Annotated in this window: 13 protein-coding genes; 5 read left to right on the top strand and 8 right to left on the bottom strand. The window is 46.3% G+C overall.

Annotation, left to right across the window (positions count from 1 at the left end; all coding sequences use genetic code 11):
* The first annotated feature begins 52 nt into the window (after nucleotides 1-52).
* Both glsA and CS948_RS11950 read left to right on the top strand, forming a co-directional pair.
* Complete coding sequence (gene glsA, locus CS948_RS11955; RefSeq protein ID WP_099291972.1) at nucleotides 53-1,015, top strand: glutaminase A; 963 nt, start codon at nucleotides 53-55, stop codon at nucleotides 1,013-1,015.
* A gap of 142 nt (nucleotides 1,016-1,157) precedes the next feature.
* Nucleotides 1,158-1,835, top strand: a complete 678-nt coding sequence (locus CS948_RS11950; protein ID WP_099291971.1) for an ion transporter — start codon at nucleotides 1,158-1,160, stop codon at nucleotides 1,833-1,835.
* A 15-nt stretch (nucleotides 1,836-1,850) separates the two neighbouring features.
* Here the strand turns inward: CS948_RS11950 and CS948_RS11945 are convergent, their stop codons facing one another.
* The 3 genes from CS948_RS11945 to CS948_RS11935 form a co-directional block, all read right to left on the bottom strand.
* Entirely contained in the window at nucleotides 1,851-3,368 is a 1,518-nt protein-coding gene (locus CS948_RS11945; protein WP_255301989.1) for an ATP-binding protein, read from the bottom strand.
* Between the two features lie 173 nt (nucleotides 3,369-3,541).
* Nucleotides 3,542-4,939, bottom strand: a complete 1,398-nt coding sequence (locus CS948_RS11940; protein WP_099291970.1) for a glutamate decarboxylase — start codon at nucleotides 4,937-4,939, stop codon at nucleotides 3,542-3,544.
* 135 nt (nucleotides 4,940-5,074) lie between these two features.
* Nucleotides 5,075-5,749 carry a pentapeptide repeat-containing protein gene (locus CS948_RS11935; RefSeq protein WP_099291969.1) on the bottom strand — a complete coding sequence of 225 codons (675 nt, stop codon included), beginning with the start codon at nucleotides 5,747-5,749 and terminating at the stop codon, nucleotides 5,075-5,077.
* 232 nt (nucleotides 5,750-5,981) lie between these two features.
* Here CS948_RS11935 and CS948_RS11930 point away from each other — a divergent pair, with 232 nt between their 5' ends.
* The 3 genes from CS948_RS11930 (at nucleotide 5,982) to CS948_RS11920 (ending at nucleotide 10,202) form a co-directional block, all read left to right on the top strand.
* Nucleotides 5,982-7,628, top strand: coding sequence for an AMP-binding protein (locus CS948_RS11930; protein ID WP_099291968.1), 1,647 nt, complete (start codon nucleotides 5,982-5,984; stop codon nucleotides 7,626-7,628).
* Between the two features lie 169 nt (nucleotides 7,629-7,797).
* A complete protein-coding gene (locus tag CS948_RS11925) occupies nucleotides 7,798-8,379 on the top strand; it encodes a DUF4251 domain-containing protein (protein WP_099291967.1) in 582 nt (193 codons plus the stop codon).
* 173 nt (nucleotides 8,380-8,552) lie between these two features.
* Nucleotides 8,553-10,202, top strand: coding sequence for an AMP-binding protein (locus CS948_RS11920; RefSeq protein ID WP_099291966.1), 1,650 nt, complete (start codon nucleotides 8,553-8,555; stop codon nucleotides 10,200-10,202).
* A 40-nt stretch (nucleotides 10,203-10,242) separates the two neighbouring features.
* On the opposite strand, the gene CS948_RS11915 is transcribed toward CS948_RS11920, so the two are convergent.
* The 5 genes from CS948_RS11915 to CS948_RS11895 form a co-directional block, all read right to left on the bottom strand.
* Complete coding sequence (locus tag CS948_RS11915; RefSeq protein ID WP_099291965.1) at nucleotides 10,243-11,370, bottom strand: metallophosphoesterase; 1,128 nt, start codon at nucleotides 11,368-11,370, stop codon at nucleotides 10,243-10,245.
* Nucleotides 11,371-11,436: 66 nt separating this feature from the next.
* The gene (locus CS948_RS11910) at nucleotides 11,437-12,804 is read right to left on the bottom strand and encodes a DUF4302 domain-containing protein (protein WP_176555039.1); all 1,368 of its coding nucleotides are present in this window, start codon (nucleotides 12,802-12,804) and stop codon (nucleotides 11,437-11,439) included.
* A 5-nt stretch (nucleotides 12,805-12,809) separates the two neighbouring features.
* Entirely contained in the window at nucleotides 12,810-13,670 is an 861-nt protein-coding gene (locus CS948_RS11905) for a putative zinc-binding metallopeptidase (protein ID WP_099291963.1), read from the bottom strand.
* A 25-nt stretch (nucleotides 13,671-13,695) separates the two neighbouring features.
* Nucleotides 13,696-14,781 (bottom strand): RagB/SusD family nutrient uptake outer membrane protein, encoded by a 1,086-nt coding sequence (locus CS948_RS11900; RefSeq protein WP_099291962.1) that lies wholly within the window; start codon nucleotides 14,779-14,781, stop codon nucleotides 13,696-13,698.
* Nucleotides 14,775-15,254 carry a RagB/SusD family nutrient uptake outer membrane protein gene (locus CS948_RS11895; protein ID WP_099291961.1) on the bottom strand — a complete coding sequence of 160 codons (480 nt, stop codon included), beginning with the start codon at nucleotides 15,252-15,254 and terminating at the stop codon, nucleotides 14,775-14,777. The genes CS948_RS11900 and CS948_RS11895 overlap by 7 nt, the downstream gene beginning before the upstream one ends.
* Nucleotides 15,255-15,263: the final 9 nt, after the last annotated feature.

Genomic DNA, 15,263 nt, shown 5'->3' with positions numbered 1-15,263 from the left:
ACTATCTTACCAACCACTTTACAAACCTTATAAACTATAATAAATTACAGGTATGAAAAAGACAATTACAATGAATGACCTCAAGAACTTAGTTCAAGAGGCACACGCGCAAGTGAAAGATTTGAAGGGAGGAAAAAATGCGAATTACATACCCTTTCTAGACAAGATTGATTCCAACCTATTCGGTATTTCCGTCTGTCTTCCCTCGGGAGAAGTAATCACGGTTGGCGACACGGACTACGTTTTCGGTATAGAATCCGTGTCCAAGGTCTACACGGCAATACTCGTGCTACGTCAATACGGGGCTCAAGCCGTTCTCGACCAGATCGGGGCTGACGCCACGGGATTACCTTTCAATTCCATCATGGCCATATTACTCGAAAACGATCACCCGAGTACCCCGTTGGTAAATGCCGGGGCTATCTCCGCCGACAGTATGGTGAAACCTATCGGTAATAGCGACGCCAAATGGAAAGCCATCACGGATAACATGAAAGAATTGAGCGGTAGTGACTTGCAACTACTGGACGAACTATACAAGTCCGAATCGGAAACCAATTTCAATAACCGTTCTATCGCGTGGTTGCTGAAGAATTTCAACCGGATATACGATGAGCCGAATATGGCTCTCGACTTGTACACCCGTCAATGTTCCATGGGAGTAACGGCAAAACAATTGTCTATCGCTGCCTGTACCATCGCTAACGGGGGACTGAACCCGGTAACAAAACAACAGGTATTCGATGCCTCTTTAGCCCCGAAAATCACCTCTCTAATCGCCACCGTCGGATTCTACGAGCACACGGGCGATTGGCTGTATACGAGTGGTGTCCCCGCTAAATCGGGTGTCGGCGGTGGAGTCCTTGGAGTCGTTCCGGGTACCTTCGGCATCGCCGCTTTCGCTCCTCCATTGGATGAAGCCGGTAACTCCGTGAAAGCACAAGCCGCTATCAAATATATCGCACAAAAGTTGAATATCAACGTATTCGGCGGTGACTATTTGGAAATAAAATAGAAATTGCCCGCGGCAATTTCTAAGTTTCAAGTTGAATTTGCCTACGGCAAGTTACAAGTTGCATTTGCTTTCAGCAAGTTTAAATGTTCAAGTGAAAAACAACTTATAATTTGCCGCGGGCAAACTTATAAATTCATTTATCATGGAAAGAAGTAAAGTTCTGGAAAAAATCCTCAATGCTCTTGTTTTAATAGGTAGTATGGCTATCATCGTGGTGGCATCTATTGAATTATTAAAAGGCAATAACGCGCTAAGTGAAACATTCATACTAAAATTCCACCTGTGGGTATGTTCCCTGTTCCTCGCCGATTTCTTCGTGAGGTGGCACACGAACGGTTGGACGGCTCGTTTCTTCCGGGATAATTTCCTTTTCTTGCTCGTGTCCATTCCTTATTTGAATATCGTGTACGGTTTATCGACGCATATATCCCACTCGGCATGGATCGCCTTGAGGCTTATCCCGCTTGCCCGGGGCATATACGGTGTATCCCTTATCGTCAGTTGGATGACCCGCAGCAAAATCACGAATCTGCTTATCACTTATCTGACCATTTTATTCACGACAATATACTTTTGCAGCATCATCTTCTACTACATGGAACATGACGTCAATCCACCCGTGAAGACCTACTGGGACGCATTCGATTGGGCACTCATGAACGTAACGACTGTGGGTTCCAACATCTTCGGCGTCACGAAACTAGGGCAAGTCCTCGCCGTCGTCCTCGCCGCCGCCGGAATGATCTTTTTCCCCATATTCACTGCCTACGTGACAACCAAGTTCCAGAACAAAAGACAAGGAAAAAACGGGAATCAATAAACCGGACAAAACACATCATGCACAACATGACAACGGATGCCGTGCCACGAAACAAGTTCCTTGTCCCAGATCGAAATTCAATTCGATATTGCCACCAAAGTACCTCATGATCGTCTGGCTGATAGATAACCCCAGTCCGACTCCGCCTTTGAACGAATCCGCTTTATAGAAACGTTCAAATATTTTATTACGGGATTCTTCCGGAATTCCCGGTCCCGTGTCTTGAACGTACAGGCAAACTTCTTTCCCGTTTTTCGCCACGCGATAACCGAAACTGATATAACCTTCGACAGTAAACTTGATTGCGTTATTAATTAAATTGTTTATCACTTGTTTCAATCTCATCGGGTCGGTTCTCAGATAGAAACTATTCTCCGGTACATCCATCCTAAGCTCCACGTTCGGGGGCATATTCAACACTTGTGCGTGATATATATCCGTGAACAAATCATTCAATGACTGTTCCGAGTAATGAAATTCCATCGTATTCGCCTCGATCTTCGACAGGTCGAGAATATCCGAAATCAGCAATAACAACTGCTCGCTATTGGTATTGATTAATTTGGCATACTCCTTCTTCTCCTCCGCATCAAGTTCTGCATCAGAATCGGTCAACAAATTGGAAAAACCGACGATAGCGTTCAACGGGGTACGTATCTCGTGACTCATGTTCGCGAGGAAAGCACTCTTCAACTTATCGCTCACCAATGCCTTATCCCGCGCATCCATCAGGTTATTCTCTATCATCTTGTGATCGTGTATACTTTGGCACACACCCACGATACGGTAAGGCATCCCGTTCACTTCTCCCAAGTAAACTGACTGTGCCTCGAACCATTCCCACGTGCCATCCGCACGATGCAATCGATAGGTATACGGCTTCTTGTTCAAGCTACCCGCTACTTGCCCCGCTAAAGCTCCAAGCAACGTTTCCCGATCATCGGGATGCACCATATCCGAAAACTCCGCCGAGGATAGATAATCGCTCGCGGGATACCCCAAGTGCACGAACCAACGGGGATCTATATTCATTTTATTCCGTTCCAAATCGAAGAACCAAGGAAATATCTTCGTTTTCGCCAAAGCAAGATTCAACAGGTATTCTTGCGTCAATTCACGCTCGTAATTCCGGAAAAGAAAAATAATCTTTGACAAATATCCATTCTCCCTTAACCCGAGAAATTGCCCATTTATATAGAACTTATCACACCCGTTTAAAACACGAATATAGGCATTAGGAACAAGTTCTATAAACTTCGTTCCTTGATTCAATTGATTAATTATCTCGGGCAAAACATTCCGCACCTCATAGAACACTCCCAGTATTTCAAAAAGATTCTTACCGATAAACTCTTCCCTCTTCCAATTTAAATCCTCCAAAGCACGGGTGTTCATCTGCCTGATGATACCGTCATGATTAAAAATAATACTGCCTACAGATAAGGCACTAAAAATAAAATCATTAGCGATCATCTGATCGCAAACTTGTGATAAAAACACATTTCCCTCTTTTTCGGAATAATGATCTTCCATTATAACAAACGCATTAAAAAACTTCACATGAACTGTTTATCAAAAGTATATAAAAAAAAGCATCCAACTATTGATTTATTTAAATTAACAGTGTTATTTTATATTACACGCTACATACTAAAAAAAGGGACTTGTAACAAGTCCCCTTTTTTAGTATCATCGAAATGCCCCGATTAACGAGAGTGGTTGAATACTCTTGGTTTCTGCGGTTCTTTCTTGCTCCACATGATAGCACTATTAGTCGGTTCTTTCAACGTATCGAGTTGTTTCACGCAACGTTTGATGTCTTCCATCAACAAATCGGCGAGGTCAATACCTGTACCTTGACGAACAACAACACGCATGATAATCACGTCTTCCATCGCTTTCGGCATCGTGTAAGCAGGCACTTGCCATCCTTCCACATGCAGGGCGTCGGATAAATCGTAAAGCGTCCAGTTCCGTTTCTTGTCTTCTTTCAATTTCCAGATAAACAACGGGTTCGGCATATCGTTACTGAAGAACTCGAATATACCCATGTCTTGCAATTGTTTTTTCAAGTACAAGCACACGTTGATACAGTTCTGTTGAACTTTCTTGTATCCCTCCTTACCCAAACGCAGGAATTGATAGTATTGAGCCAATACTTGATTACCCGGACGAGAGAAGTTGATAGAAATACTCGGGATATTGGCACCAAGATAATTCACTGCAAAGTTCATCTCCTCGGGCAAATATTGCTTGTCTTTCCATACCACCCAGCCCACACCGGGATACACCATACCGAATTTGTGACCGGAAGTACTGATAGAAAGTACCCATTTCAGACGGAAATCCCACAACGTGTCGGGATCGATGAACGGGTGAATGAAACCTCCCGTGGCAGCATCCACGTGGATACAAATTTCCCAACCCTTCTCGGCATTCAATTTATCCAACGCATCATTGATCTCTTTCACGTTATCATTCAAACCGGTAATCGTTACACCTTGAATAGGCACGACACAGATCGTGTTCTCGTCACACATCTTCACCACATCCTGCGGGTCAAGCGTGATCTTATCCATCGTCACGGGCACCATACGCATCTCCACGTCCCAATAAATAGCGAATTTCTCCCATACCACCTGCATACAAGTTGAAATAATGAAATTCGGTTTATCGGTGGGAAGCCCTTTTGCCCGACGTCTTTTTTGCCAACGTTTCAATGCGGAGATTCCACCCAACATACAAGCCTCGGAAGAACCGACGGTACTCGTACCCGTGCAATACGGTTTCTCCGGGGAGTTCCATAATTTAGCAAGGATATTCACGCAACGACGCTCGATTTCAGCGGTCTGCGGGTATTCCGTCTTATCGATCATGTTTTTATCCATGTTCTCGGTCATCACTCTACGGGCGTAATCATCCATCCAAGTGGTTACAAATGTCGCCAAATTCAAACGTGAATTCCCGTCAAGCATGGCCTCGTCATGAACCATTTGATAAGCCACTTCGCCCGGCATCATTCCCTCAGGCATCTCGTACTTAGGCGCTACTCGTGCCTCTTCATCCGTCCCAAAAACCGGTGTGATAGGATTTTCTGTCTTCATAATTTAATTAGTTTAGTTTATTTTATAACGAAAAATAAATCGTCGTTCTTTCCGACGGTCGCTAATAATTACGTGATGAAAGCCCGAAGGTTTCAGCCTCGCGCCACATTTAACACCCCTTGTTATTTATTGATTCTACTCGTCCTTCACGACAAGCCCTAACAAACGGGACAAATCCAACGCCTGCAATGAAGTAACAACGACTCCCCGCAAATCCTCCGGGTTCAATCGGATTCCCGCCAACTGTGAAGAACGAAAATCCATCCCCCGCAACGTGGCACGGGAAAACTCCGCCTCGGTCAAGTTGCACGTGTCAAAATTCGCCGGGGAAAAAGAACAACGCTCGAAACTGCCGCTCTGCATATCACTATGGGCGAATAACACCTGCTTCATCTTCCCCATGGAAAAATTCACGTACCGGGCATTACAATGATGCAAAAGCACGTGATTTAGACTGCACTCCCCAAAATTCGTCCCCAATAATTTGCAAGCAACAAATTCCACCCGATAAAAGGAACTCTCGAAAAAAGAGACATTCGACAAATCACAATTCTCGAAACGCACGTCACTCACCTGCGCCCCCCGGAACTGGCAACCACTGAACGTCACCCCGTTAAACACACAGTGATTTATTTCCAAATCTCCCGCGTTCGCCCCCTCTACAATTTCTTTCCTGAATATCCGGTCACAAACCTCTTCTTCCGCCAATAACTCGCCCAACATCTCCCCACTCTCCCTTGCGCTCTGCACCATAGGCGGGGCTATCTTCACTTCTCCTTTTTCTTTACCGTTCTTCTGTCTTAATACCATAACTTCTTCGTTCTACCAAAATTTATTTTCCATGGAACACGTTCCAAAAATACGAATAACAATTGAAAATACAGTCCCTAACGCTAGAAAAGCAACTTGCAACTTGCCGAAGGCAAATTCAACCTGTAACCTGCAACTTGCCAAAGGCAATCTTTATCACCTCCTCGAACTTTTCCGTGCTATTTTCAGTATAACCAAGGATAACATTCTTAACCGATTAATTAGATTTGTCATGGAACAAAGTTTCTTAAAACTAATAGAACACAGCATAAAAGAACACTGGCACCTCCCCTCTCTCACGGATTATCAAGGTGCGGAACATAACTATAAAGACGTGGCTCGTTGGATCGAAAAATTGCATATCTTGTTCGAGAGAAGCGGCATCCGTCCGGGTGACAAAATCGCCTTGTGCAGCCGCAATACTTCAAACTGGGGAATAACCTTTCTTGCCACGCTGACTTACGGTGCCGTAGCCGTGCCCATATTGAACGAATTCCGACCGGACACCATACACCATATCATTAATCACTCCGAGGCTCGCCTGCTCTTTGTGGGTAAATCCGTGTGGGACAACATCGACCACGAGCAAATGCCTAATCTCACGGGAATAATCGCCATGGCGGACTATTCCGTTATCTCCTCGGAGAATGCCTCTTTGCGGGAAACGGCTCTTATCTTGGAAGAACTGTTCAAGTTAAAGCACCCGGAAGGTCTTCAATTAAAAGACATACACTACCGGGTGGAACGTCCCGGGGAACTGGCAATGATTAACTATACCTCGGGGACAACCAGTTCCCCCAAAGGCGTGATGCTACCTTATCGCAGTATGTGGTCGAATCTTCGCTACGCCCTCGACCAGATGGGATACACACCCGGCGAGAAACTCGTGTCCATCCTTACCATGGCACACATGTACGGGCTTGCTTTCGAGTTTATTTACCCGTTCGCCAGCGGCATACATATCTATTTCTTACAGAAAATGCCCTCCCCGAAGATTCTGGGTGAAGTCTTTGCCGACATCCGTCCGCACCTCATCGTGGCAGTACCGCTGATCATCGAGAAAATCATCAAGAGTCGGGTATTACCCCAGTTGGAACGCTTCCACATCAAATTGATGCTGAAAATACCCGTGATCGGCGGTAAAATCCGTCACAAGATCAAACAACAGATACTTGACGCTTTCGGCGGACGTTTCAAACTGCTCGCCGTCGGCGGTGCGGCATTGAATAAAGAAGTGGAAGCCTTCCTCCATTCCGTGAAATTCCCTTACACCGTGGGATACGGCATGACGGAATGTGGTCCGGCAATTGCTTTCGACCATTGGCAAACCTTCCGTCCCACCTCTTGCGGCAAAGCCGTCGACCGGATGGAGATCAAAATTGACTCTGATGATCCTTTTAATAAAGTGGGTGAGATATTCACGAAAGGAGCAAACGTCATGGACGGTTACTATAACAATCCCGAAGCGACAGAAGCCGTACTCGCCCCGGACGGCTGGCTTCATACCGGAGATCTGGGGGTATTGGATGCGGACGGTTATCTCTATATCAAAGGACGTAGCAAAAGCCTTATCCTCGGTCCCAGCGGGCAGAATATCTACCCGGAAGAAATTGAAGACATCTTGAACGCACAACCCTACGTGGCGGAATCACTCGTCATTGAACGGGAAGGCAAACTCGTCGCCCTCGTCTATCCCGATGCGGAAGCGATGAAACAGAACAAAGTCACAAAAGAAGCCCTTAACAAGATTATCAACGAGACACGCAAGACTATCAACCAGCAACTCCCTGCATACAGTCAGCTTGCCCGCATACAAATCCACGAGGAAGAGTTCGAGAAAACCCCGAAACGAAGTATAAAGAGATTTTTATATCAATAACGGTTTTGCCGAAGGCAAAAACATCATTTGCAAAAACCAAATATATTTCGTAACTTAGCAAAAGTAAATATAAACTTGCCACAGGCAAATGCAACTAGCCGAAGGCGTATGAAACCTGAAACTCGCCGAAGGCGAATGTAACTTTGCCTTCGGCAAAACAAGTAACACCATGAAAACATTGAAAAGAATCATTCCAATAGGAATACTTTTATTCTCCTGCCTTTTCGCGGTAGCAGAGAAAAAACAAAAAGCGGACACGGCCGCGTTGAACAAGATCGAGAAACTGATGAAAAGCCGGATGTTCTACATCGAAGTAGACGCAGCCTACCCTAGTGGCAGCGGTAGCATAACCATTAACTCCAAATACGGGCAAAAACGTATCGGTGGTGACGGCTATGTTTCTCTGGCAACCAACCAAGGGCAAATATTTATGCTCGACACGGTGGCCACGGGACGCCTGCCGTTCTTCGGACGGGCATATTCGGTACCTTACGGTGAAGGCGGTGGCGTGGAATTTGAGAAAGCCGAAATAAAAGACGAGTCATTCAAAGTAATCAACAAGCGGAAAAAGAACTATATCGAGTACAAGTTCAATGTCCGCAATAATAACGATGTCTTCAATTTCTACATCGAGGTATACGGCAACGGGAAATGCACGGTCAACGTGACCAGCAACAACCGGGCATCCATCTCTTACAGCGGCAAATTAACCCCGATACCTGAAGACAAGAAAAAAGCGATGGGGCTATAAGGTCCATAAGGTCTGTAAAGTCCATGAACCCCTGCGGGGCGCTTTGTCTACGGCAGCGTTTGCTGCCGATAAACACTGTCCGAAGGACGCCCGTGACCTTATGGACTTTATAGACCTTTGGACTTTACAAACTTATTCGTACCTTTGCTATTTGTTTGAAAGTTACCTGAGAGATGGAAGAAAGTTTTATCTATTATATTGAAAGTAGTATCAAGGAAAACTGGGAACGTCCGGCACTGACGGACTACCAAGGAGTAAATTGCAACTACAAAGACGTTGCCCGTAAGATCGAGAAGTTACATATCTTGTTCGAACACGCGGGCATCAAGAAAGGAGATAAAATCGCACTGTGCGGTAGAAACTCCACGAACTGGGGAATCGCATTCCTCGCCACGCTTACATACGGGGCGGTTGCCATTCCTATCCTTAACGAATTTAAACCGGATAATATCCACAACATCGTCAACCACTCGGAAGCTCGTTTGCTTTTCGTGGGCAGTGTCGTGTGGGAAGGTCTGAACGAGGCGTCCATGGAAGCGCTGGAAGGGATCCTTGCCATAGAGGATTATTCGACAATCGTATCACGCAGCCATACATTGACGCACGCGCGGGAACGATTGAACGAACTGTTCGGGAAGAAATATCCCGATCGGTTCCGACCGGAAGACGTTTCGTACACGTATGACAAGCCGGAAGAACTGGCGATCATCAACTACACGTCGGGAACAACCAGTTTCTCGAAAGGAGTTATGCTCCCCTACCGCAGTTTATGGTCGAACTTGGCGTTCGCGTTCGGCGTATTCGGGAAAATGCCCGGAGAACAAGTGATCTCCATGTTGCCCATGGCTCACATGTACGGGCTAGCTTTCGAGTTTATATACGAGTTTGCCAGCGGGGCACACGTGTTTTTCCTAACACGTACCCCTTCCCCCAAGATCATAGCGGATGCGTTCTCGACAATCCGCCCGAACCTGATTATTTCAGTTCCCCTGATTATAGAAAAAATCATCCGGAAGAAAGTATTACCTTCTTTGGAAAAGCCGCTAATCAAACTTATGCTGAACCTGCCGCTACTTGACAAGAAAGTAAAAAACTCCATCCGTCAAAAGGTGATCGATGCATTCGGGGGCAACTTCAAGGAATTGATCATCGGGGGTGCCGCACTCAACAAAGAAGTGGAAGAATTCCTTCGTTCCATCAATTTTCCCTACACCGTGGGCTACGGGATGACAGAATGTGGCCCCATCCTCTCCTACGCGGGATGGGAAACCTTCAAAAAAGGCTCCTGCGGACGGGCTGTACCCCGCATGGAATTGAAAATTGATTCTCCCGATCCCGCCCATATCGTCGGTGAGATTCTTGCCAAGGGGGACAACGTGATGCTCGGGTATTACAAAAACGAATCGGCAACACACGCTGCGTTCACTCCCGACGGATGGCTGCGCACAGGTGACCTCGGGTTAATTGACGAAGAAGGCAACCTCTTCATCAAAGGACGTTCCAAGAACATGATTCTAGGTCCCAGCGGACAGAATATCTACCCGGAAGAGATCGAAGACCAATTGAACAACCTGCCCTACGTCTGCGAATCCATCGTCGTGGAAAAAGACGGAAAACTGACCGCCTTAATCTACCCGGATTTCGAGGCAATCAACGCCGATCACAAAAATTCGGACGAGATGATTGCCGCCATCATGGAAGAGAATAAAAAGCAAGTAAACGAAACACTCCCGGCATACAGCCAAATCACCAACGTGAAAATATACAACGAGGAGTTCGAAAAAACCCCCAAGAAAAGCATAAAACGTTTCTTGTATCAATAAAAATATTAAGGCTGCCCATGCACAGGCAGCCTTAACATTTTTATTTAAATTCACGAGGTTTGCCTTTGTCGTACACCACGTACAACTTATCACCTTGCATCAAAATCCCCCTTCCTTTACCCGCTTCACGGTTCTTTTGGTTATTCACGTTCACGGCAACGACCCTCCCGTCAAAGAAAGAAGTCACGTCGTCAAATATCGTGTGTCCCACGAATACACGCCCTACACCATATCGAGATAAAATCCGATCAACATCGGCGGACGTGGACGGGCGGTATTTTTCGTCGTCTTTCACCATGCCCCGGAACCAGAAGGGCCCCCGGTCACAATAAATAGAATCGGATAGTGCAGACAAAACCTTCCGCTTCTCCTTGTCGAAGAAAACAGAACGCCCCATCTCCTCGTTTACCTCCGTCACGCTATTCCCCATACCGGTAAACTCCTTGCTTAACCCGGCATGCACGAAAAGATTATTGCCCACGATCTGCATCAAGTTGCGGGAACGCAACCAACGCCCCAACTCGCTATTCCCGTGCCATAAATCAGCATACTTCATGCCAAGAGAATCCGCCAGATTCTTGTATTTACCACGGGTATATTTCAGATTATTGCGCAACACCATTTCTTCGTGATTCCCCAACATGAAAGTCATCACCCCTCCGGCTTCACGTGCTTCCTGTTCCAGTTTATAGATCAGCCAGAAGATAGGCAACACGTCTTTTCCCCGGTCAAACACATCACCAATGATGATAACCTGATTTTTCCCGAATTTCCAATTATAATCTTTCCCGATCACGCCATTGTTACGTAACACGGAAATAAAACTTTCGAGATCACCGTGAGGATCCGAAATAATCAACGTTTTCTCCTTCTGTCCAGTCTTCCATGCCGGGCGTTCTATCAGATGAAGCGGTACCCGAAAACGATGCCCGCCTCTCTCGGACACCACTTCAAGGGTAAACCCCGCAGGCAGGTCGGCGTACACCGTATCCCGCAAAACTCCCCGTTCGTCTACCCGCACCACACGTACTCCCCCGGTAGAATCATACATCACGTAAGGTCCGTCAACCGACAACCCATCCTGCTGCTTTTCTTTATCTTGGGCAATACACAACCCGCTACATAACAGGAAAAATAAAAAGAATATATATCCTCTAAACCATTTCATAATTCAAACTTAAAAAACTACCGGGAATCCTCCGTACCCTAATTCCCGGTAAGATATACAAAAAAACTAATCGGCTTCCAATTTCATCCATTTGTTCGGGTCTGCAATACTTCTAATCCAGAACACCTCTTCCGTATCCCGGATAACCGTGAAACCTTTACTACTAAAAAATGCATCATAAATAACTCCCACGTGCTCGTTTTTATCCTTGTCATACAAATCTTTATCCGTGAAACCGGAAGACGTGGAATGACTCTTCTTACTGTTATCGAACCGCACTTGGTTTATCGCATTATTCAATAAAGTAAATGTACCGAAATCGTAATTATGGCTCTTCTCCTTTCCGTCCGCGCTATTAACAGCCGTCACCCGGAATGATCCCTCGTAACCGGATTTACGATCCATCTCCAGCGTAAATTTAACGAAATTCGGATATTCTTCTTTCAAAGCCTCCCATTCCGCTTTCAAGCCATCGCTCATGTCCGTGATAATATACTCGTTATTATTCTTCAACATATCGACAGAAGCGATATACTTGTTAGGGACAAATGTCGGCACCTGTCCGGGAGTCAAGTTCAGAGGAGAAAGATCCATGATAAAGAAACGAATCGCCCCGTCGGCATCGTTAGACACGAACTCCCGATTGGTAACGCCATTGCTCAAATCAATTTCCAACCCGTTGAATTTCACCCCGGCAACTTCCACGTCATTATCGAAGCGGCATCCCTCCGCCGTGATGATATACGGGACAGACACCGTGACGGTATTCCCCTCCACGTCTTTGTAAGCCATCGTGCAAATATGGAATATATCATCCAGTTCCACGTGTCCGCCAACAACCAGTTCACCGTTTACCATCATACCCAATCCGGCATTTCCCAACACGAAATACCCGGCCATTTCCGCCAACTTCTCCACGGTACTCCAATCTGCGGCAGTGGCTTTCTCCATGTTCAACTCCACCCGTGTCTTTTTCCCAATCAATTCAATCACACCGTCCCCCACGTCTTTCACGATAAACTCGAAATCTCCTTCCAGACCGAACCCTTTATTACCGTCCCGGACGGGAGACGCATACCCCGGGTTCGCCAAACGGTGTATCGGACTGTACGAGTCGAACGTCAGCACCAGCCCCTCCGAGAGATTAAGATTGTAAGAATAATCCCCCACCTCCGTCTCGAAATCACTCGTCATTTCCACCCGGTTTTTCTCCTTGAACCGGAACAGGAAAGTAAAACCGCCATAACTCCCTTTCTGGGGATAATAAACAAACTTCCACCCGTCGGCAGCCCCCTTCAAGGCTGTTTCACATTCTGTCCGAAAAGCCTCTATCCGCTCGCTCGGCAACTCGGAAAACACGTACTCGTCATCATCCGAACAAGCTGTCGCCAGCAACATACCGGCAATCATACATAGATATATCATTTTTTTCATACTCATCAAGGATTAACAGTTACACCATTCACCACGTCATTCAATGCCTGCTCGCATCTCGCCTGTAAAGCGTATAAATCAACATTCCAGTTATCCCGGTAATACACGACCACCATTTCCACCTTCTGTTTCAACTTATCCTTCGCCTCCTGCGAGGAAGGCAAATCCAACATGGCCTCCCAATCCTCCGCGCTGTTGGAAAGCATAAACCCTACAATCTCCGCAAAATCCTCTCCCGGTTCACTCATCGCATAACCGGAAAGAAATCCTTGGTCATAAGCATCCTGATCTTTAATTTTATCCCACTCTTCCACGTAATTGGGCGTGATCGTTTCAAACTCTTTCGGGTACTCGATCGTCTGTGCCGCAATATGGGCAAACTCGTGGTGTACGGTCTTCATGTACCGTTTCAGACGAGTCGCATTCGTCCGGTCGTACTGGTCTACTTCAAAAATCACGATTTTACGTCCTCCCTCGGCAGTACCCTTGGTCACCGTTCCGCTACTCGTGTAGCGCGAAGAACCGATAAACAACAATTGTTTCGGCGATACGCTCTTGAAAAAGGTTGCTCCGCCGACCTCCATGTAAGGTTCACACCAGATATTCAGCAACACATTTGCCAATCCTTTCGCGTTCTCCTCCTTGGGCGGAGTAAGATTATACCCCATACTGGTCTCGACATCCTTCCACTTGTAAATCACCTCTATGTTATAAGGATCCACAAATTTCTCCTGCAACCAAAGGTCCAACTCTGTCAACTCATCACCGGAAGTATCAAAAATAGAGGGTCCCAGATCATCATCGGAACACGCCGTCGCAAAAGCCAGCAACACGGATAACAACAAGCTAAATATATACTTTTTCATAATCTACTGTTTTTAAATTAATACACTACCGGGGATTAGCCTCTACCCCGAAAGCCTGCGCCTCGGACGGAATCTGTATGGCTCGTCGTAAATCATCTCCCGTGAGCGTGATTGCCGGTTCGCCGGAAACCTCGAACGTGTGAACCACGGGCAAATGGAAACGCTTGATATCGAACCAGCGCAAACCTTCCTGCATAAATTCTTTCCTTCTCCAATCGACCACACACTTCAACATGGACATCTGGTTTTCGGATATCGTACCGGAATAAAAAGGCTGCAGATCGGGATACGCTTCCTGACCGTCGTAGAAAGCCTTGATTTTAGCCAAGTCCACCTTGTAAGGGGTAAAATCGGCATGCGCATCATCATTGTTCACCCGAACCCGTTCTCCAAGATACAAGTTGATATCCTCCAAGGCCAGATCAAACTGATTCTTCATGATATACGCTTCTGCACGGTTCAACAAAGCCTCTTCACTCGATAAAAGAGTGGAAACCGCATATCCAACCCCTGTACTAGCACCGATTGTCGTTCGAATAAACAACTCATCAAACTTATACATACGAGCACAACCAGCTGAATTAGTCGAGATTACAAAAAATGTAGCATATGTCCCGGTCACCGGACTACCTGTCACGTTTTTATCCATGAACAAAGAAGCATGTTCATTCTTCTTCATACCATAATGCAAACTAAAAGACTGTGCATCCCTCGCCCACCAACTTTTGGCAGATATCATTAGGAATGGCGACGGTTGGTCTACTTTAAAGTATTTCGAGGCATACGCATCCTTGTCCCCCCATCGCCCGTTCGCTTGAGCAGGATTCCTCAAATCGCGTAACTTGCTTTTCGGGCTGCTCCCCAAGGCAGCTGTCGTATGCACGATAACACTATCCCATTCCGCCTTATACTGGTAAAAACGAGCCGCAAAAGCGTGAGCCGCCGCCTTCGTGAAATGATACTTCGGCACCTCGTACGATTGATCCTGCAACAAAGGCAAACCCGTTTGCAAATCCTCTTCGATCCGATCGTACACCTCTTTCAAGCTATTCCGTTTATAATGCACGATCGCCTCCGTTTCCGGTTTCACGCAATACGGGATTCCTAACATCTGTTCCGCCTTATCCGGATCATAGTGCTCCGCAAAAGGTTCACCAAAAGAAAATGGCAGAACGCCCTGCACACCAACGCTTCACCCCTGATGGCAGCGTACTCCTTTGTATCCTCTTCATGTTCCAACGCTTCCAGCACGATATTGGCTGCCGCTATAGACTCGTAATAATTTGTCCACACGTAAATGGGATTATCCGTTCCCGTCCCTGTGCCGTCCTCCCACATGTACATCTGCCTATTCAACGTGGCACGGCTATGCGTTCCGGTTACAAGACGTTCCGCTACATTGTCACTCATCACTTCACATATGTGATAATAATGCGCCCTCGGGTACGCCGACACCAGCAACTCCTTCATAGCCTCGGGACTGTCCAATTCAGTACGGTTATCCGGGGTCACATCCAGAAACGAATTACACGCCGTTGCTGACAAGGCTAACATCCCGACCGTTAATATTTTATATGCTTTCATCTTATCTAT

Source organism: Butyricimonas sp. Marseille-P3923, from assembly GCF_900184685.1.
GTDB lineage: Bacteria > Bacteroidota > Bacteroidia > Bacteroidales > Marinifilaceae > Butyricimonas > Butyricimonas muris.
Note: the sequence above shows the minus strand (reverse complement) of the source record. Positions and strands in the feature narration are given on the sequence as shown.

Bases quoted from the DNA above. Each gene is read 5' to 3' on its own strand.
- glsA (WP_099291972.1), top strand. From the start codon at position 53: ATGAAAAAGACAATTACAATGAATGACCTCAAGAACTTAGTTCAAGAG.
- CS948_RS11950 (WP_099291971.1), top strand. From the start codon at position 1,158: ATGGAAAGAAGTAAAGTTCTGGAAAAAATCCTCAATGCTCTTGTTTTA.
- CS948_RS11945 (WP_255301989.1), bottom strand. From the start codon at position 3,368: ATGGAAGATCATTATTCCGAAAAAGAGGGAAATGTGTTTTTATCACAA.
- CS948_RS11940 (WP_099291970.1), bottom strand. From the start codon at position 4,939: ATGAAGACAGAAAATCCTATCACACCGGTTTTTGGGACGGATGAAGAG.
- CS948_RS11935 (WP_099291969.1), bottom strand. From the start codon at position 5,749: ATGGTATTAAGACAGAAGAACGGTAAAGAAAAAGGAGAAGTGAAGATA.
- CS948_RS11930 (WP_099291968.1), top strand. From the start codon at position 5,982: ATGGAACAAAGTTTCTTAAAACTAATAGAACACAGCATAAAAGAACAC.
- CS948_RS11925 (WP_099291967.1), top strand. From the start codon at position 7,798: ATGAAAACATTGAAAAGAATCATTCCAATAGGAATACTTTTATTCTCC.
- CS948_RS11920 (WP_099291966.1), top strand. From the start codon at position 8,553: ATGGAAGAAAGTTTTATCTATTATATTGAAAGTAGTATCAAGGAAAAC.
- CS948_RS11915 (WP_099291965.1), bottom strand. From the start codon at position 11,370: ATGAAATGGTTTAGAGGATATATATTCTTTTTATTTTTCCTGTTATGT.
- CS948_RS11910 (WP_176555039.1), bottom strand. From the start codon at position 12,804: ATGAAAAAAATGATATATCTATGTATGATTGCCGGTATGTTGCTGGCG.
- CS948_RS11905 (WP_099291963.1), bottom strand. From the start codon at position 13,670: ATGAAAAAGTATATATTTAGCTTGTTGTTATCCGTGTTGCTGGCTTTT.
- CS948_RS11900 (WP_099291962.1), bottom strand. From the start codon at position 14,781: ATGTTAGGAATCCCGTATTGCGTGAAACCGGAAACGGAGGCGATCGTG.
- CS948_RS11895 (WP_099291961.1), bottom strand. From the start codon at position 15,254: ATGAAAGCATATAAAATATTAACGGTCGGGATGTTAGCCTTGTCAGCA.